This window comes from Nannocystis exedens, from assembly GCF_002343915.1.
Taxonomy (GTDB): Bacteria; Myxococcota_A; Polyangia; order Nannocystales; family Nannocystaceae; genus Nannocystis; species Nannocystis exedens.
In genome coordinates this window covers 10,964,281-10,982,146 of the sequence record NZ_NETK01000001.1, presented here as the reverse complement: position 1 = coordinate 10,982,146, position 17,866 = coordinate 10,964,281, and the positions used below count along the sequence as shown (strand labels likewise).

The following is a 17,866-nucleotide window of genomic DNA, read 5'->3' as shown; positions in this document are numbered from 1 at the left end:
GTGGTTTCGGTGTCGGGGCCCGTGGGCCGGGAAAGGTGCTCACGCCGCCGGGCGGCCGTTCACGACCTCGACCGCGTAGTCGTCGACCAGGCGGGCCTGGTCGGCGTCGGTGAAGCGGGCGCGCAGGAGCTCCTCGGCGCGGGCGATGGCGCGGTCGAGGACCTCGTTCTCGACCGCCTGCTTGCGCAGCGCGACCTCGCGCTGCGCCGCAGCCATCGCCTGCGCCTTGAAGCGCTCGACCTCGGCGCGCGCCTCGGTCAAGAGCCGCTGGCGGTCGGCCTCGGCGCCGACGCGGGCCTGCTCGAGGATCTCGCGCGTCTCCTGGTCGAGGCGGTCGACCCGCCGCTTGTACTCGGTCAGCACCGACTCGGCCTCGGACATCGCTTGCTGCGCCGCCGTGACCTGGGCCTTGATCGCGTCGTGGCGGGCCGCGTTGTCGGCGACCAGCTTGCGGATGATCAGCCGGTGCAGCAGGAACGCCAGCACCAGGAAGTTGATCAGGAGGTACGCCAGACCGACCCGGTGGTCCTCGGGGTTCGGCCAGTTGAACCAGGTGATCCCGTGGTGGTGGACCACGTGCTCGGAGGCGTGGACGGCCTCGGACGCGACCTCGGCGGCCTCGTGGCCGACCGGCTCGTGGGCGGCGGGCGACGCCGCCGCCACCTGCCCGATCAGACAGATGAACGAACCGACGGCGAGGCTGGTGAGCGCAGAAAACTGTTGAAGCGCGCGACGCACGGTCACACCGTCCTCCCGAGCAACTTGGTGGCGATATCCTGGGCCAGCTCCTCGACCCGCGTCGCCAAGGTGGCACGGGCGGCCTCGGCCTCGCGGGTCAGGCGCTCGCGCAGGGCCTCGGACTCGTTGCTCGCGGCGGCGCGCGCCTCGGCGAGCTGGCGCTGGCGCTCCGACTCCGAGCCCTTCACGGCCTCGGAGCGGATCCCGGCGGCCCGGGCGCGGGCCTCGGCCAGGCGGGTCTCGTAGCGGCGCCCCTCCTCGTCGGCCCGGGTCCGGAGATCCGTCGCCGCCGCCGTCGTGCCGGTGATCGCCTGCTCGCGCCGCGCCTGCGTGGCGAGCCACGGCTTGAACAGCAGCGGATAGAGGATCGCCATCAACAGGAGAAAGATGCCCGCCTGGATGAAGAACGTGCCGTCGATGTCGACGACGGGAGCGGCTGCTGCGGCGAAGAGAGGTGCGTGCATGGGGCCGTGAGCTTGTTCGGGGTGCCGCCCGCGGGCCGTGGGGCCTGGCGGAGCGATGCGGTGCGCTGACTCTGGCGCCTCCGGGGGCCGCAAGTCCTTCGGCCCGAGAAAATCCGGCGGCTTTGGCGAGCGCGCTGGCAGATCCGAGAAGCGGCGGGCATCTACCACGCGAAATGCGGGTGGTCAACGGACGCGAGCTCACATGCGAGCGCCGTGTCGCAGGGCCTTGCACACCACCCTGGGGCCATCCCCAGACCTCTCGATCGTCCCTTGGGACAGGTCTGGACGGCGCTCCCGGAACGGGCCCATAAACCGTCACGGAACGTGAGAATTGTGGGGCCACTGGCGTCGGAGCCGGCGCACCTCGGACCCTCGTCGCGGGCCTCGCCCGCTCGGCTGTTTCCGCCCCCGGGTCCGCGCCGCCAGGCGCCCTGGGCGGCCCGGCGGCGACAATTTGCATAGCGCTCGCGGCCACCGTCGCTTACGCTGCTGGTCCGTGAGCAGCAAACGGCCCGACCCGTACGACCGCGCGATGAGCCCCCTGGCCGCGGACGACGACGAGAGTGATCGCGACATCGACGCCGATCTGCGGGGCGACACGCGGCCGATCGACCTCATCGACGTGTTCGGGCGGGCTCGCGGGGTGGTCGCCGAAATGGTCCGCAGCACGCCGACCGGTGACACCCTGGTGGTCGTCACCAACGAGCTCGGCTTCCCGGTCGGCCAACGCGCCATCCGCCGGCCCGAGAGCTTGCCGCACGCCCTCGTGTTCGGCCGCCACAACCGCTGCACCCTGTCGATCCCGCACGACTCGCGCGTCAGCCTGCGCCACATCCTGCTCACCGCGTGGCCCGGCCAGGGCGCCCTGCGTCTGCGGGGCTACGACCTCGGCGGCCGCGCCGGCATCGTCCTCGCCGACGGCAAGCGCGTGCCCGGCTTCTCGGCGCTCGGCCACGTCGCGCTGTCGTTCGGGCGCACCGGCCTGGTCGTGCTGCCCGGCGGCCCCGCGGGCCTGTCGTTGCTCGAGGGCACCACCGATCAAGCCTTTCAGCGCCTCACCGGCATCGACCGCGACGGCGGCGGCATTCGCCTCGCCATCTCGGCGATGGCCGAGCCGAGCGTCGCCCAGCTCGGCGGCTACCGCCCGATCGACGTCGAGGCCCGTCCGCAGCCGCGCGGCATCCTCCGCCTGCGCTCGCTGAAGTCCAAGTCGCAACGCGGCGCCGAGGCCTCGCGCGAGCTCGAGGTCGACAGCGAGCAGCTGCAGCGCGGCCTCCTGATCGGCCGCTACAGCGACCGCTGTTCGCTCGCGGGCTCGGGCCGCAACCTGTCCCGCGTCCACGCGCTGGTCACCGAGGAGGGCCCCAACTCGCTCCTCGTCTACGACCTCGCCAGCACCAACGGCGTGCGCCCCGGCCACGAGACCGAGGGCCCGTCGCACAGCGTCGTCCGGCTCCGCCACAACGAGCCGGTCATGCTCGGTCACTTCGAACTGAGCTGGACCCCGGCCGAGCGCATCCGCGTCCATTGACGCGCGACGCCTGCGGCGCCGGGCCTCCGGCGGTCGCCGAGTCGCGGCGGCTTCGCCCTCGCCCATTTTGCCGCTGCGCGCCCGGTTTGCGCGGGACGACCGGCCCGCGGCTGCGCCTGGCCGTGACGCCCCTTTCGCGGCGGTCCGCGCGGTGCGCTGGCGCTTGCGCATGCACACGACCGCGGACCGCGCTTTGACGGAGCCAACGCCGTGCGTCTGTGCTATCTGCCCCTTGCGTCCAGGCCCGTAACGGCCGTCATGCCGCGGCAGCTCCCGCCTCCTGCGGGTCGCGACTCGAGGCACCCGCGCCGCCGTCCTGGTCGCCCAGCTGGCCCCAACCGGACAATCCCATGACAGACGCGAAGCGGCCCGGACGCCTGAGCACCCTCGCCCGATCCACGATTGGCGCCAAGATCGTCATGGCGATCACCGGCGTAATCCTCGTCGGGTTCCTCGTCGTGCACATGCTCGGCAACCTGCAGATTTATCTCGGGCCCGACACAATGAACCACTACGCGCAGACCCTCAAGGGCACGCCTGCGCTGCTCTGGGGCGTGCGCGCCGTCCTGCTCGCCAGCCTCGTGCTGCACGTGCTCGCGGCCCTGCGGCTCAAGAAGCTCAACACGGCGGCCCGTCCGCAGGCGTACGCGGTGCCGCGGCGCTACCGCGTCACCAGCACCGCCGCCCGCTTCATGCTGCTGAGCGGCGCCGTGGTCCTGGCGTTCATCGTCTACCACCTGCTGCACTTCACCGTCGGCGTCACCAACCCGGCCGATTTCAACCTGCACGAGGTCCTCGACGTCGCCACGCAGACCTGGGTGCGCAACGACAACGAGCAGCTGATCGCCAAGCTCCCGCCGGAGATGGTGCGCCACGACGTCTACAGCATGTTCGTGCGCGGCTTCATGAACCCGCTGGTCGCCGGCGCGTACATCGTCGCCCAGCTGCTGCTGGCGATGCACCTCAGCCACGCGGTCGCCAGCATGCTGCACACCCTCGGCCTGTCCAAGGGGACAGCCGCGCGCCAGCGCAACATCAACATCGGCCGGGCCATCGCCGCCGTGATCGTGCTGGGCAACCTCTCCTTCCCGATCGCCGTCCAGGCCGGCCTCGTCCACCTCTAACGCCCCTCGCTCCCCCGCACCGCCATGGATCTCAACGCCAAAATCCCGGACGGCCCGATCGAGGGCAAGTGGGACCGCCACCGCTTCGAGATGAAGCTGGTGAACCCCGCCAACAAGCGCAAGTACAACATCATCGTCGTCGGCACGGGCCTCGCGGGCGCGTCGGCGGCGGCCAGCCTGGCGGAGCTCGGCTACAACGTCGACTGCTTCTGCTTCCAGGACAGCCCGCGCCGGGCCCACAGCATCGCCGCGCAGGGCGGCATCAACGCCGCCAAGAACTACCAGAACGACGGCGACAGCATCTACCGCCTGTTCTACGACACGGTGAAGGGCGGTGACTTCCGCGCGCGCGAGGCCAACGTCTACCGGCTGGCGCAGATCAGCGTGAACATCATCGACCAGTGCGTCGCCCAGGGCGTCCCGTTCGCCCGCGAGTACGGCGGCATGCTGTCCAACCGCTCGTTCGGCGGCGCCCAGGTCTCGCGCACCTTCTACGCCCGCGGCCAGACCGGCCAGCAGCTGCTGCTCGGCGCCTACCAGGCGCTCGAGCGCCAGATCGGCGCCGGCAAGGTCAAGATGTACCCGCGCCACGAGATGCTCGACCTGGTCGTCATCGACGGCGTGGCCCGCGGCATCATCACCCGCAACCTCGTCACCGGCGAGACGCGCGGGTGGGTCGGCGACGCCGTCGTCCTGGCCACCGGCGGCTACGGCAACGTCTTCTACCTGTCGACCAACGCCAAGGGCAGCAACGTCACCGCCACCTTCCGCGCCTACAAGCGCGGCGCCGGGTTCGGCAACCCGTGCTTCACGCAGATCCACCCGACCTGCATCCCGGTCAGCGGCGACTACCAGTCGAAGCTCACCCTGATGTCCGAGTCGCTGCGCAACGACGGCCGCGTGTGGGTGCCCAAGCAGAAGGGCGACGCCCGCCGCCCCGAGCAGATCCCCGAGGACGAGCGCGACTACTACCTCGAGCGCCGCTACCCGAGCTTCGGCAACCTCGTCCCGCGCGACGTCGCCTCGCGCGCCGCCAAGGCGGTGTGCGACGAGGGCCGCGGCGTCGGCCCGAGCAAGATGGCCGTCTACCTCGACTTCGCCGACGCCGTCCGCCGCCTCGGCCAGAACGTCGTCGCCGACCGCTACGGCAACCTGTTCGAGATGTACGAGCGGATCACCGGCGAAGATCCGTACAAGACGCCGATGCGGATCTTCCCCGCCGTCCACTACACGATGGGCGGCCTGTGGGTCGACTACAACCTGATGAGCACGATCCCCGGCCTGCACGTGCTCGGCGAGGCCAACTTCTCCGACCACGGGGCCAACCGCCTCGGCGCCAGCGCGCTGATGCAGGGCCTGGCCGACGGCTACTTCATCATCCCGTACACGATCGGCAACTACCTCGCGCAGGCCAAGCTGCCCAAGATCACGGTCGAGCACCCCGAGGTCCAGCGCTGCCTCGCCGGCGTGCGCGCGCAGACGACCCGCCTGCTCGGCATCAAGGGCCGCACCACCGTCGACGAGTTCCACCGCGAGCTCGGGCTCGTCATGTGGGACTACTGCGGCATGGGCCGCACCGCCGAGGGCCTCAAGATCGCGCTGCAGAAGATCCCCGAGATCCGGGCCCGCTTCTGGTCCGACGTCGCGGTCCCCGGCGCCAACGAGGAGCTCAACCCCTGGCTCGAGAAGGCCGGCCGCGTCGCCGACTTCCTCGAGTTCGGCGAGCTGATGTGCCTCGACGCGCTCCAGCGCAACGAGTCGTGCGGCGGCCACTTCCGCGAGGAGTTCCAGACGCCCGACGGCGAGGCGCTGCGCGACGACGCCAACTACTCGCACGCCGCGGTGTGGGAGTACACCGGCGAGGGCAGCGCGCCGCGCCTCCACAAGGAGCCGCTCGAGTTCAAGAACGTCAAGCTCGCGACCCGGAGCTACGCCTGATATGTCGAAGACGATGACCCTCACCCTGCAGATCTGGCGCCAGCGGAGCGCCAACACGCCCGGGTCGATGCAGACCTACAAGCTCGAGGGTGTGAACGAGCACATGTCGTTCCTCGAGATGCTCGACGTGCTCAACACCAAGCTGACGAAGGAAGGCCAGGACCCGGTCGCGTTCGATCACGACTGCCGCGAGGGCATCTGCGGCTCGTGCGCGATGGTGATCGACGGCCGCCCGCACGGCCCGCGCAAGGGCACCACGGCGTGCCAGCTGCACATGCGCACCTACAAGGACGGCGACACGATCACGATCGAGCCGTGGCGCGCCAAGGCGTTCCCGGTGATCAAGGATCTGGTCGTCGACCGCGGCGCGCTCGACCGCATCGTCGCCGCCGGCGGCTTCGTGTCGGTCAACACCGGCGTCACCGTCGACGCCAACGCCATCCCGGTCGGCAAGAAGAACGCCGACGAGGCCATGGACTACGCCGCTTGCATCGGCTGCGGCGCCTGCGTGGCGGCCTGCCCCAACGCCTCGGCGATGCTGTTCACCGGCGCCAAGGTCGGCCACCTCGTCAAGCTGCCGCAGGGCCAGGTCGAGCGCCGCGGCCGCGTGCTCCGCATGGTCGAGCAGATGGACCGGGAGGGCTTCGGCGCCTGCACCAACCACCGCGAGTGCTCCGAGGCGTGCCCCAAGGAGATCAGCTTCGACGCGATCGAGCTGCTCAACCGCGAGTACATGCGCGCCCAGGTCACGAACGAGTGATCGTCGCCTGAGTTCGACCGCAGGCACGCGGCCGTCGGGTCTCCCGCCGGCCGCGTTCGCGTTTTGCCCGCCGCGCGCCCGCGCGCGCTAGCAGCTCGGGTAGCCGTCCATGCCCGGATCGGGCGGCGGCTCGCAGGTCTCGAAGCTCTCGGGGAAGCAGCCGCTGGGCAGCTGGTAGATGTTCTGCCCCTTGCACACGGTCGTGATCGCGTCGTCGCAGCCCATCTGCGGCAGGCAGCCGAGGAAGCTGAACGGATCGTTGAGGCACCAGATCGCGCCGTCGAACTCGAACGCCTGGCCCTCGATCGGCAGGCAGCCGAGCATGACGCACTCGTCCTTGGTCTGGGCCGCCTCGCAGTCGACCGGCTCAGCCGTGGTCCCGGGCACCTCGCCGGTCGACGTCGACGTCGACCCGCCCGAGCCGCCCTGACTCTCCTGACCTGTCCCCGAGGACATGCCCTCGGTCTCGTTGCCGGAGCCGCCGCCGCCCTGCGTCTCGCTGTCGCTGCCGCTGCCGCTGACGTCGGTCGTGCCGGTCCCCGACGCGCTCATGCCCGAGTCGGTCGGCTCCGAGTCCGACATCGTGCCCGACATCGTCCCCTCGCTCGTCGCGTCCGAGCCGTCGCTGGTGCCCTGGCTCTGGCTGTTCCCGCCCGAGGCCGAGTTCGTGTCGCCGCCGCTGTCGCCGCAGGCCGCCAGCGCCGCCGTCAGCACGACCGCACTCGCGACCACCCCATGTCTAAGCCACGTCTTGCGCACGAACGCAGGCTACGCGGTGCCTCCGGGCACGTCAAACCGACCACGGCCGTGCCCGCTGTTGTCGTCCGCGCGCGTCTTCGACACACTCGCGCGGGTGACGATCTTCTACTGGGACTACTACGGTCCGGACGCCGAGGGCACCGCGCGCCACTTCCTCGTTCACCTCGGCGAGTACATCGTCCGCGCCGGTGTGACCGACTGCGAGCGGGGCGTCGAGTCGGCGCGTGCGGGCCACTGCGCCGTGTGGTGCAAGGCTCCCGACGACGCGCGCGAGGCCCTGCTGCGCCTGCGTCCGCGCCGCGCCGGCCCCGCGCCTTGAAGCGCCGCAACAATTTTTCGCGCGCGCTGCAAAAGTCGGCCGGCTCGCAGCGACCTTCGGGTGTGCAAGCGTCCTCCGAAGCCACCACCCTCCACCTTCATCCGCGTCAGCCCGACCCGGCCCGCGACCTCGCCCTCGCCCTCGACCTCGATCGCGCCGGCGGCCCCGTGGCGCTCGACCCGGCGCGCATCATCCTCGTCGGCAGCGCCCCCTCGGCCGACCTGCGGATCGGCGATCCGACCGTCTCGGCCCGGCACGCGCGGATCGGCGGCGACGGCCGCGGCATGGTCGTCGAGGACCTCGGCTCGACCAACGGCACCTACGTCGACGGCGTCCGGGTCCAGCGCGCCTGGCTCGCCCCGGGCGTGCGCCTCGGCCTCGGCGGCTTTCAGGCCACCGTCGTCGCGCAGAGCGCCGCACCGCGCCCGGGCCTCGGCAACCCGCCCGGCATGATCGGCAGCTCGGCTGTCTTTCAGGACATGCTCGCCCGCCTGCGCCGGTTCGCCGGCCTCCCGCAGGCCGTGCTCCTCCGCGGCGAGACCGGCACCGGCAAGGAGCTGGCCGCCCGCGCCCTGCACGCCGAGGGGCCGCGCGCCGGCGGTCCGTTCGTCGCCGTCAACTGCGGCGCCATCCCCGAGGGGCTGTTCGAGAGCGAGCTGTTCGGCCACGTGCGCGGCGCCTTCACCGGGGCCGCGCGGGCCCACGTCGGCGCGTTCGTCCGCGCCCACCGCGGCACGCTCTTCCTCGACGAGATCGCCGAGCTGCCGCTGGGCCTGCAGGCCAAGCTGCTGCGCGTGCTCGAGACGCGGCGCGTCGTCCCGGTCGGCGGCGAGCAGGAGCAGGCGATCGACGTCCGCGTCGTCTCGGCCACCCACCAGCCGATGGAGCGCCTGGTCGCCGAGGGCCGGTTCCGCTGCGACCTCTACCACCGCCTCGGCGTGCTCGCGGTCGACGTCCCCGGCCTGGCCGACCGGCCCGGCGACATCCCCGAGCTCTTGACCCATTTCGCCGCCGAGCTGGCCGCCGAGTTCGGCCGTCCCGTCCGGGTCACCGACCAGGGCCTCCGCGCCGCCGCGCTCCGCCGCTTCCCCGGCAACATCCGCGAGCTCCGCAACATCCTCCTGCGCGCCGCCGCCGTCCACGACGGCCCGCTCGGCCCGCACGAGCTGTTCCCTGCCGGCCCCGCGGCTCCGGCCGCCGCCGTCGACGCCCTCGCCGTCCCGCGGGGCACCTACGCCGCCATGCACCGCCGCATGCTCGAGCTGGTCGTGCGCGAGGCCGGCTCGATCCGCAAGGCCGCCGCCCAGCTCGACGTCCCGCGCTCGACCCTGTGCGCTTGGCTCAAGGACGAGGCCGCGTAGCTGTCCGTAAGAGCATGTCCCGAGCGACCTTCCCGACCAAACAGCCCACGCGCCGCCCGCGCCCTGCCCGCCTGACCGTCGTCCGCCCGCCGACGCGTCGCTACGTTGTGATCGGATCGTCCCACATGTCGTGAGTACGATCACCCTCTGTCCCACGTTCTCGCAGGCGGTTTGGCCTCCTCGTGGTGAATACCGGCCAAACGACGCTTTGGCGCATTCCGAAGCCTGGGGGCGACGGCCGTCGCCGAGGATCCACCCGGCGTCGGTGCGCATCGGCCGCCCGATTTCGGTATTCGCGCGCCGAACGACCCGGGTACCGTGGCGTCATGCGGAAATTGAGCCTCAACGTTGTTCTCGCGGGCCTCACGGGGATCGGCGGCCTGGCCGCCTGTGAGAGCAAGGATGCGGAAGATTCGGCGACCACGTTACCGGGCAATTCCGGGATCCTCACGCTCCCCACGACCCTGCCGAGCGGCGGCGAGAGCGAGAGCGACTCCGGCGCGAACACCGAGACTGGCGGGACCGACGGCGGGACCGACGGGGTCACGAGCGAACCCGTCACCACCACCAGCCCGGGGACCGGCCCCAAGTTCGACCTCGAGGCCTCGCCGGACGGCGGCATGGCCGACACCGGCGTCGAGCCGTGCAACAGCCCCAATGACCCTGGTTGCATGTGCAGCATTCCCGACCACGTGCCGTGCGACAACGGGACCCAGGATCCCTTCCTCGCCATGGGCCTCAACTGTCCGGGCGAACTGCAGGTCACGGCAACCAAGTCGGGTGCGCCGGGGGCGATCGGCGTCCGCTACGTCTTCGGTCAGGGCGGCACCTTCAACCCGCGCGAAGGGGCCTCCTACGCCGTCATCGGCAGCGGCCTGGTCTCGGACCTCAACAACCAGACCCCGGTCGGCGACTTCAACCTCCAGCCCACACACTGCAACGACGACGTGGGCGGCTTCGACCCCGGCAACAACCTGCCGCCGCCGCTGCGGATCAACGACGTCAGCGGCGACTGCACCCAGGACCCCGCCCTGCTCGGCACCGGCGACTGCTCGAACACCATCCAGGGCCAGTTCCAGAACTACGGCGCCAACGACTACACCGAGCTGCGCTTCGTCATGCAGGTCCCGCCGGACGTGACCTCGTTCAGCTACGACTTCGCGTTCTTCTCGGTCGAGTACCCCGACTACTATCAGTCGGCCTTCAACGACATGTACATCGGCTGGCTCGAGTCGGAGAAGTGGACCGGCAACATCTCGTTCGACCAGCAGGGCAACCCGATCTCGCTGAACGCCGGCTTCCTCGAGTTCAAGGACGACCCGACCGGCCAGAACCCGATCCCGCAGTTCCAGAACACCTGCATGCGCCAGCACGCGGGCACGAACTGGCTGCAGACCACCGCCGGCGTCAGCCCCGGCGAGACGATCACGGTCGTGTTCGCCATCATGGACATCAGCGACTCGATCCTCGACAGCTACGTGTTCCTCGACAACTTCAAGTGGGGCTGCGAGCCGACCGGCAAGCCCAGCACCATGCCGCCCGGCTGATCGGCGTCCGCATCGCCCGTCGACCGCCTCCGCTCCGGCCGGCTCAGCCGGGCGCTCGCTCGCGCCCGGCCGCGCCGGCCGGATCCAATTGACAAGCTGTGGGCCCCTGGTAGCGTCCCAGGCGCATGTCCGTCACGCCCAGCGACAACGAAGACGCGTACTTCCAGCAGCGCGAGCGAGAGCTCCGCGAGCAGCTCCGCGAGCAGCTCGACAAGGCGGCCGGCGAGCTCCGCGACGACCGCCAGAAAGACACCCTCTCGCTGTCCGACCGGATCGCCGCGCTCGGCTTCACCGGCGAGAAGCTCAAGGTGTTCGACCTCCTGCCGCTCGTCCACGTCGCGTGGGCCGACGGCTCGGTCAGCCGCAAGGAGCGGACCGCCATCCTCGACGTCCTCCGCGGCCGCGGGATCCAGCCCGGCACCGAGGCGTTCCGCACCGTCGAGAGCCTGCTCGAGGAGCGCCCGTCGCAGGCCTTCCTCGACCAGAGCCTCGCCGTGCTCAAGGAGGCCGTCGGCGGCGCCCGGGCCGCCAACATCGTCGACCTCTGCGTCCAGGTCGCCGGCGCCAGCGGCGGCTTCCTCAACATGGGCACCGTCTCCGACGAGGAGCGCGCCCTCATCCAGCAGATCGCCAACCAGCTCGGCGGCCCCGCGATCGCCGAGTTCAACAAGCAGCTCGGCTGACCCCCGGCCCCTGCCCTCGTGACCCGCGGCGCAGCTCGCCCGAGCCGCCCGCGGGTCTTCGCGCGCCCCCGCAGCGCGCGGCAGACTCCCCGCGGTCTTTTTGGTCATGTCCAATTGGATAGGTCCGAACGAACCTATCCATCCGGGCATGTCTCCTGGACCATGCCCCAAGGAACCGCAGCGCCGACGCGGCCCGTTCAGCCGCGCAGCAGTCGCGGCGGCACCTCGCCGCCCTGATTGATCATCTTGCGCAGCAGCTGCTGCAGCGCCGGCGTGTCCTTGAACTCGGTCGTCCCGTCCTCGGACTTGGTGGTGACGAACAGCTGGCGGTACTCGATGCTGCTGTCGGCGCGGGTGTCGGGCTCGATGATCTCGATCACCTGCATCGACTCGAGGTTGACCCCGCTGTTGAGGCGGATGACCACGTCGATCGCGTGCGCCAGGGACAGCGTGAGGCCCTGGACGGCGCCGCCGGAGGCGGTGCCGAGGGCGGCCAGGCGCGACAGCGCGTGGGCCGTGTTGATGCCCCACAGCGACACCACCGCGCCGCGGCTCGCCCCGGCCAGCGCGTCGATCACCCCGGCCGCGTCCTGGTGGCTGCACTGCTGCGAGATCAGCAGGTCGAGCCCGCCGCGCAGCAGCACCCCGAGGACCGGTCCGAGCTCGACCTTGTCGTTGGCCTCGGTCAGGCGGCGCACCGGGATCCAGCCCTTGCGCGAGCTGCCGAGCCGGCCCGAGTCGGAGATGCAGGCCACGCGCAGCGACTCGGGGATCTCGCCGACCAGCGCGCGCATGAAGCGGTCGAGGTTGACGCCGCCGGAGGCGCAGACCAGCACGCGCCGGCACGACTTCAGCGTCGCCACCAGGAACTCGCGCATGTCGGCCGACAGCACGCCCTCCTGGACCAGCGCCGTCAGGTTGTTGGCGTCGGTGCGCATGCGTCGGAGGCTGACGACGTACTGCCGGGCCGGGTGCGGGGGCAGCAGCGCGTAGAGGTAAAAGCCGTGATCGACGATGCCCTCGATGACGTGGGCGCCCTCGACCCACAGCCCGCGCTTTTTGCACATCCGTTGCATCGCCATCAGCAGCGCGCGCTCGCCGGTGAAGCGCAGCTCGAGCCGCTCGCCGTTGCCGTCGTCGCGGACGACGTGGATCGGCGCGGTGCCGACGACCTGGATCTCGCGCACCGAGTCGTCGCGCATGAGATCGCCGAGCGGGCCCCACTCGAGCATCTCTCGCAGGATCCGCTCGCGGAACGGCCCGACGTCGACGGTCGCCTCGATCTGCTGCGAGTCGCGGAAGTCGGCCAGGATCCCGTCGACCAGCTCGATGACCTCCTTGCGCTCCTCTTCGCCGACCTCGCCCGAGGTCATCGGATCGATCCGCGGCACCGCCTTCAGCAGCGTCTGGTGAATCTGCGCCGCCAGGCCGTCGAGGTAGGTGCTCTCGACCCCGGGCGCGGCCACGCGCTGGGCCGACGTCACGAGCCCGGTGTCGTCCTGTTCGTCGCGGCGGCGCTTGTCGTCGGCCGGCGTAGGGACGATCGCCGTGTCCTCGCCGTCGAGCATGAGGATGTAGTCGCCGACGTAGACTCGGTCGGTGCGACGGACCGTCCGCGGGCTCTGGACCTTGCGGCCGTTGAGGTAGGTGCCGTTGGTGCTCTCGAGGTCGACCACCTCGACGCGGCCGTCGACCTTGCGGAAGCAGAGGTGGTGCTTCGACACGTTGACCCGATCGAGCACGAGGTCGTTGTCGTCCTCGCGACCGATCGAGAACTCCTCGCCTGCGAACGCGAAACGCTGGGTCTGGCCGCCCTTTTCGTGGACTACTACCGTCAGCACAGACCGCTCTTACCGCGGAGCCCTCGCCCGCTCAAGACCTGCACCCGGGACAGTCGGCTTCAGCGGGCGCGGGCCGGCGTGCTAGAACTCGTCGACGCGGTCGAGCGCGTCGTCGAGAGCATCGATTTCGCGCTGCGAGGGCCCGCCCGGGCTCCCCGCGGGGCCGCCGGCGCGACGGGCCGCGCCGGGCACGGCCACGGCCGCGGCGTCCGGCGAGGCCGCCGCCGGCGCCGTGCGCTGCGTGCCACGCACCCAGCGGCGGGCGACGAAGAACAGCAGCGTCAACGCCACCAACGCCGCCACCGCCGTGCCCCACACGAGCTCGGGGCGCCCGACGTAGCCGCGGATGTCGGGGAAGCGCGCCACCAGGGTGTTCTCGATGGTCTCGCGCGACTGGCCGCTGCGCGCCTGGTCGAGGATCTGCGCCTCGAGCTTGCGCGCCTGCGGCGACGGGCAGGTCGCGATCGTGCGGCCCGGGCAGTACGGCGACATCAGATCGTGGCTGAGCTCGAGCATCAGCGCCTCGGCCTCGGCCTCGGGGCGGGCGCTGGTGGCCGCTTCAGGCGTCGCAGGACCTGAAGCCGGCGCCGGAGCTGGCGTGGCAGCCATGGCTCAGTCCTCGCCCATGTTCAGCTTCTTGGTGCCGCGCCCGCCGCCGCCGACGTGCTTCACCTTGGCCTTGCCCGTGTTCTTCGGCGGGTTCAGGGCCGCCAGGCAGAACTTGTCGTGGGCTTCCTTCTGCTTCGGATCGTTGAGATCCGGCTTCGGCAGCGGCTCGTCGGTGATGTTCTTGAGGTACTTGGTGATCTTGTTCTCGATGATGAGCCAGTGGGCGTCGGCCTGGGCGATCGCGTTCTGGTCGTTGTTGTTGTACGCGTCGGGGTAGCCGTGCATCACCAGCTCGTGGGCCTCGAGGAAGTGGCCGATGAGCTTGGACTTCTCGAGGATCCGCGGCTCGTTGGCGAACAGCCGCTGCTGCCAGGTGTTCACCAGCGGGATGAAGTTCTGCTTGAACTGGTACCACTGCTCTTCGGTCGGGCTGCCCGGCTCCGCACCTGCGCCCTTGGCGCCCTCTTTCTTCATCTCGTCGCGGAAGCACTCGAGCTCGCCGAAGTAGTTGAGCATCTTCTTCAAGTTCGCCTTGTCGAACTTGTGCAGGTGCTTCTCCCCCTCGGGGTCCTTGCGGTCCCAGGCCTTGAACTCCTCGTCGGTCGGCGGCGGGAGACCTGCGGGCGGCCGCTTGATCTCCTTTTTCACGTAGCCGGCCTCTTCCAGCATCTTCTTCTCCGGGTCTTCGGCCAGCTTCTCGGCCAGGGTCTTCCCGTCGCCCCCGCAGCCGGAGCACATCAGCGACAGGGGGACGATCACGCTGGCCAGAACACCGGGGGACGATCGCAGTGCGGACATATCGAAGATCCTGAGCTCGGTCGCCACTTTAGCCGGCCGCCCGCGCCCGTGTAAAGCGCGGCGCCGGCGGTCCGCGCGGCCAGCGGCGGCAGCGGCCGCCAGGCCCCGCCGCGGCGCCGTTCAGGCGGGCGCGGCCTTTTTGACTCGAGCCCGCGCATTTTTGCCGGGCCGGCTCGGGGCCGCGGACCGGAGCTTCGCGGGCCGCTTCGCGGGCACCCGTGACGAGGGCTGCGACCGCTCGGGGGCCCCGGCTCGTCCGCGGCTCACAGCCGGATCTCTCCCGGTCCCGATCACGCGGCGTCGTCTGCTCGACCGTCGGCGCGGGGTCTCGGCAAACGACGCGCCGGCTGGCGACGCGCCCTCGCGACGCGGATCGATCCCTGCCTCGATCGACGAGATATCGCCTCGATCACCGTCCGCACGCGACCTGTCCGATCGGACGGGACCTGCGCACGACGGTGTGTTGGTGGCGACATTTCAGCGTTGCGACGGTCGAGCCGACAGCCGCATCGACGCCGCCGCGACATCGTCGCCGCTGGTTGTTCTTTGATGCTGTGTCTGTAGACTCGCCGTGGCTGAACAACTCAACGCCACGGAGAGCCATGCCACCTCGCACCACCAGCGCGACCAGCAAGAAGACCGCCAGCAAGAAAGCCCCGGCCAAGAAGGCCGCCAAGAAGGCCGCCCCGGCCCCGGCCGCTCCGGCCAAGAAGGCCGGCAAGAAGGCTGCCAAGGCCGCTCCGGCCAAGAAGGCTGCCAAGGCCGCTCCGGCCAAGAAGGCCGCCAAGGCCGCCCCGGCGAAGAAGGCCGCCGCCAAGAAGACGGCCGCCAAGAAGGCCGCCAAGGCCGCGCCGGCCAAGAAGGCCGCCGCCAAGCGGGCTCCGGCCAAGAAGGCAGCGCCCAGCCGCTCCGAAGAGGAGGAAGAAATAGGCCCTGCGCTGAAGCCCGGCGACCCCGCGCCGACCTTCTCGCTCGCGGCGGACGACGGCAAGACCTACGCCCTCGGCGACTTCGCCGGGCGCCGGGTCGTCCTCTACTTCTACCCCCGCGACAACACCCCCGGATGCACCACGGAGGCGTGTGACTTCCGCGACCGCCAGCCCCGCTTCGCCGCGTCCGGCGTGACCGTGCTCGGCGTCAGCGGCGACAGCCTCGCCTCGCACGCCAAGTTCCGGGCCAAATTCGGCCTGAACTTCCCGCTGTTGTCCGACCCGGGGAACCAGGTCGCCGCCGCGTACGGCGCCTACGGTGAGAAGCAGATGTACGGCCGCAAGGTCCAGGGCATCATCCGCAGCACCTTCGTGATCGGCCCCGACGGCCGCATCGAGGCCGTCCACAGCCCCGTCAAGGTCGCCGGCCACGCCGACGCCCTGCTCGCGGCTCTGCCCGCCTGACACGCCGCCCTCGGCGCGGCTCCGGATCCCCGGAGCGCGTCGCGCCGCCGAGGGCCGGCGTGAGTCCCGGCCTCCCGGCGCGTCTCGTCGCGACCGCGCGAGGCCGGGTCCGTCGTCTCCGGCTCGCGCGCGCGGGAGGACCCTCCCATGCGTGGCGGCCTCCCGCGGCCGAGCCCGCTTCGTCGGGCCGCTCTCGCAGGGTTTTGCCCGTGGGTCCTCGCTCATGCCTTCGCCGGCCAGGTGCTCCTCGCCGACGCGCTCGCAGGGCCGGCCCCGCTGCGGGGTCCTCGCCGACGACCTCGCAAGGCCCTGGGCCTCTCATCGCCGCTTCCGCGGGCCGGGCTGCGCGGTGGTCCCCGGCCGCTGCCGGGCCGAACTCCACGTTCGTCCCTCGTCGCCGCCAGGCCGAGTCGCTGCCGTCCGAGCAGACTTCGGCCGCGTCACACCGCTGCGCACGCCCTCGGTTCGTCCCGCGTCGCCGCCAGGCCGAGTCGCTGCCGTCCGAGCAGACTTCGGCCCGGTCGACCTCGCGGGTCGTCCGCGTCACACCGCTGCGCACGCCCTCGGTTCGTCCCTCGTCGCCGCCAGGCCGAGTCGCGCCGTCCGAGCAGACTTCGGCCGGGTCGACCTCGCGGGTCGTCCGCGTCACACCGCTGCGCGCGCCCCCGGTTCGTCCCGTACTTTCGTGACACCCCGTCGCTGCGCCCGCCTCGTCCGCGTCCGCCGCCGACCCACGCGGAGGCCCCCGAGCCGGTCCGGGACTTGCCTCGCCCGGGATCCTCACATCCCCGCGCCGCGCTCGCGACCTCCGGCAACCTCCGGCGGCCGGCAGATCCCGCGCGCGCGCCTTTGCGACTCCTGCCGCCGGCAGATCCCGCCCGCGCCCCTTTGCGGTACCCTCCGCTCGTCATGAGCGCGCCGCCTCGCCCGGTCCTGCGCCGCCTGTCCTCGGCGACCTGGCCGATCGTGCCTGTCCTTTGCGCCCTGGTCTGTGCGACAGCCGCCGCCGAGCCGCCCCCGCCTCCGCCCGCCGCGCCCACCAGCGGCGGCTACTGGCTCGGCGCCCACTTGCTCGGTCCGGGCCCCGGCGTCCTCGCGGCGACCGAGGCGATGTCGCTCGGCACCTCGGTCGAGGGCGCGCCGACCTCGGTGGGGGCCGTCGTCGGCCAGGTCGGCACCATCCACGACGCCATGCGCTTCGTCGCCCGCTGGGCGTTCGCCGCGGTCGTCGGCTCGCCGCGCGATCGGGCCCTGCGCCAGCCGCCCGCCCCCGTCCCGGGCGGCGATCTGCTGCCGACGCACGGCGCCGTGCTGGTCGCGCTCACCGTGCAGGGCCGAAGCCCTGACGGCGGCAGCCGCACCGTCCAGTGGCCCAAGGACCAGGCCGAGCTGCTGCCGCCCGAGCTCGCGTGGATCCCCGCCGCCCTGGTCCCCGATCGCGCGCCCCTGTTCGCCGCCCCGGCGGCCCGCGTCCCGCCGACCGGCGAGCGCTTCGCCCTCGCGCGCCGCTCCGGCAGCCTGTTCGTGCTCGGCGCCCTCGACCGCTGCGACGACCGCTCGCCCCCGCTGCCCGGCGCCGCCGGCGAGCCGCAGCGCGTCTGTCTGCGCTGGTACCAGGTCGTCGCCCGTGACGGAGAACGGTTTCAGGCCGGCTACCTGCCCGCCTTCCAGGTCGCCCTCCTCGACGACTGGCGCCGCGGCCAGGGCGCGCTCCCGCGGGCGCAGCTGATCGCCAGCGGCACGCGTGGCGCCACGGCCCAGTTCGTCCTCCTCGCCCGCGCGCGCGACAACGCCATCCACCGCCTCACCCTCGAGGCCCCGCTGGTCGGCGACGCCTTCCCCGAGGCGACCCTCACCGTCGACGGCGACTGGGCCGAGGTCCGCTTCGCCGGCGCCGCCCCGCGCCGGATCGCCCTCGACGCGACGATGGACGCCCGCCCGCGCTGACCCTCAGGACATGCCTCGAAGGACAGCATCTTCGGTCCTCCACGACACGCCCT

General features: G+C 71.6%; 16 protein-coding genes. 10 read left to right on the top strand and 6 right to left on the bottom strand.

Annotated elements, in window-relative coordinates:
• Positions 1–39: 39 nt before the first annotated feature.
• Both NAEX_RS42755 and NAEX_RS42750 read right to left on the bottom strand, forming a co-directional pair.
• Positions 40–738, bottom strand: coding sequence for a F0F1 ATP synthase subunit B family protein (locus NAEX_RS42755; protein WP_170136480.1), 699 nt, complete (start codon positions 736–738; stop codon positions 40–42).
• A 2-nt stretch (positions 739–740) separates the two neighbouring features.
• Entirely contained in the window at positions 741–1,202 is a 462-nt protein-coding gene (locus NAEX_RS42750; protein ID WP_096333228.1) for a F0F1 ATP synthase subunit B family protein, read from the bottom strand.
• A gap of 496 nt (positions 1,203–1,698) precedes the next feature.
• Here NAEX_RS42750 and NAEX_RS42745 point away from each other — a divergent pair, with 496 nt between their 5' ends.
• The 4 genes from NAEX_RS42745 (at position 1,699) to NAEX_RS42730 (ending at position 6,555) form a co-directional block, all read left to right on the top strand.
• A complete protein-coding gene (locus NAEX_RS42745; RefSeq protein WP_096333227.1) occupies positions 1,699–2,733 on the top strand; it encodes an FHA domain-containing protein in 1,035 nt (344 codons plus the stop codon).
• A 350-nt stretch (positions 2,734–3,083) separates the two neighbouring features.
• Entirely contained in the window at positions 3,084–3,857 is a 774-nt protein-coding gene (locus tag NAEX_RS42740; RefSeq protein ID WP_096333226.1) for a succinate dehydrogenase cytochrome b subunit, read from the top strand.
• A gap of 24 nt (positions 3,858–3,881) precedes the next feature.
• The gene (locus NAEX_RS42735) at positions 3,882–5,795 is read left to right on the top strand and encodes a fumarate reductase/succinate dehydrogenase flavoprotein subunit (protein ID WP_096333225.1); all 1,914 of its coding nucleotides are present in this window, start codon (positions 3,882–3,884) and stop codon (positions 5,793–5,795) included.
• A gap of 13 nt (positions 5,796–5,808) precedes the next feature.
• Positions 5,809–6,555 (top strand): succinate dehydrogenase/fumarate reductase iron-sulfur subunit, encoded by a 747-nt coding sequence (locus NAEX_RS42730; RefSeq protein WP_096333905.1) that lies wholly within the window; start codon positions 5,809–5,811, stop codon positions 6,553–6,555.
• Positions 6,556–6,642: 87 nt separating this feature from the next.
• Here the strand turns inward: NAEX_RS42730 and NAEX_RS42725 are convergent, their stop codons facing one another.
• The gene (locus NAEX_RS42725; RefSeq protein ID WP_096333224.1) at positions 6,643–7,287 is read right to left on the bottom strand and encodes a hypothetical protein; all 645 of its coding nucleotides are present in this window, start codon (positions 7,285–7,287) and stop codon (positions 6,643–6,645) included.
• A 121-nt stretch (positions 7,288–7,408) separates the two neighbouring features.
• Between NAEX_RS42725 and NAEX_RS53515 the strand changes: the two genes are divergently transcribed.
• From NAEX_RS53515 to NAEX_RS42710, 4 genes are all read left to right on the top strand, one after another.
• Positions 7,409–7,633, top strand: a complete 225-nt coding sequence (locus NAEX_RS53515) for a hypothetical protein (RefSeq protein ID WP_245913925.1) — start codon at positions 7,409–7,411, stop codon at positions 7,631–7,633.
• Positions 7,634–7,695: 62 nt separating this feature from the next.
• Positions 7,696–8,994 carry a sigma 54-interacting transcriptional regulator gene (locus NAEX_RS53505; RefSeq protein ID WP_275937647.1) on the top strand — a complete coding sequence of 433 codons (1,299 nt, stop codon included), beginning with the start codon at positions 7,696–7,698 and terminating at the stop codon, positions 8,992–8,994.
• A 326-nt stretch (positions 8,995–9,320) separates the two neighbouring features.
• Positions 9,321–10,541 carry a choice-of-anchor L domain-containing protein gene (locus tag NAEX_RS42715; protein ID WP_100792670.1) on the top strand — a complete coding sequence of 407 codons (1,221 nt, stop codon included), beginning with the start codon at positions 9,321–9,323 and terminating at the stop codon, positions 10,539–10,541.
• Between the two features lie 125 nt (positions 10,542–10,666).
• The gene (locus tag NAEX_RS42710; RefSeq protein ID WP_096333221.1) at positions 10,667–11,224 is read left to right on the top strand and encodes a tellurite resistance TerB family protein; all 558 of its coding nucleotides are present in this window, start codon (positions 10,667–10,669) and stop codon (positions 11,222–11,224) included.
• A 197-nt stretch (positions 11,225–11,421) separates the two neighbouring features.
• On the opposite strand, the gene NAEX_RS42705 is transcribed toward NAEX_RS42710, so the two are convergent.
• From NAEX_RS42705 to NAEX_RS42695, 3 genes are all read right to left on the bottom strand, one after another.
• Positions 11,422–13,065 carry an FHA domain-containing protein gene (locus tag NAEX_RS42705; protein WP_096333220.1) on the bottom strand — a complete coding sequence of 548 codons (1,644 nt, stop codon included), beginning with the start codon at positions 13,063–13,065 and terminating at the stop codon, positions 11,422–11,424.
• Positions 13,066–13,146: 81 nt separating this feature from the next.
• Complete coding sequence (locus tag NAEX_RS42700; protein ID WP_096333219.1) at positions 13,147–13,674, bottom strand: cytochrome c-type biogenesis protein; 528 nt, start codon at positions 13,672–13,674, stop codon at positions 13,147–13,149.
• Between the two features lie 3 nt (positions 13,675–13,677).
• Positions 13,678–14,433, bottom strand: coding sequence for a hypothetical protein (locus NAEX_RS42695; protein ID WP_096333218.1), 756 nt, complete (start codon positions 14,431–14,433; stop codon positions 13,678–13,680).
• Positions 14,434–15,074: 641 nt separating this feature from the next.
• On the opposite strand from NAEX_RS42695, the gene bcp reads away from it, so the two are divergent.
• Together bcp and NAEX_RS42685 are read left to right on the top strand one after the other, a co-directional pair.
• A complete protein-coding gene (bcp, locus tag NAEX_RS42690) occupies positions 15,075–15,866 on the top strand; it encodes a thioredoxin-dependent thiol peroxidase (RefSeq protein ID WP_096333217.1) in 792 nt (263 codons plus the stop codon).
• A 909-nt stretch (positions 15,867–16,775) separates the two neighbouring features.
• Positions 16,776–17,813, top strand: a complete 1,038-nt coding sequence (locus NAEX_RS42685; RefSeq protein WP_096333216.1) for a hypothetical protein — start codon at positions 16,776–16,778, stop codon at positions 17,811–17,813.
• Positions 17,814–17,866 lie beyond the last annotated feature (53 nt).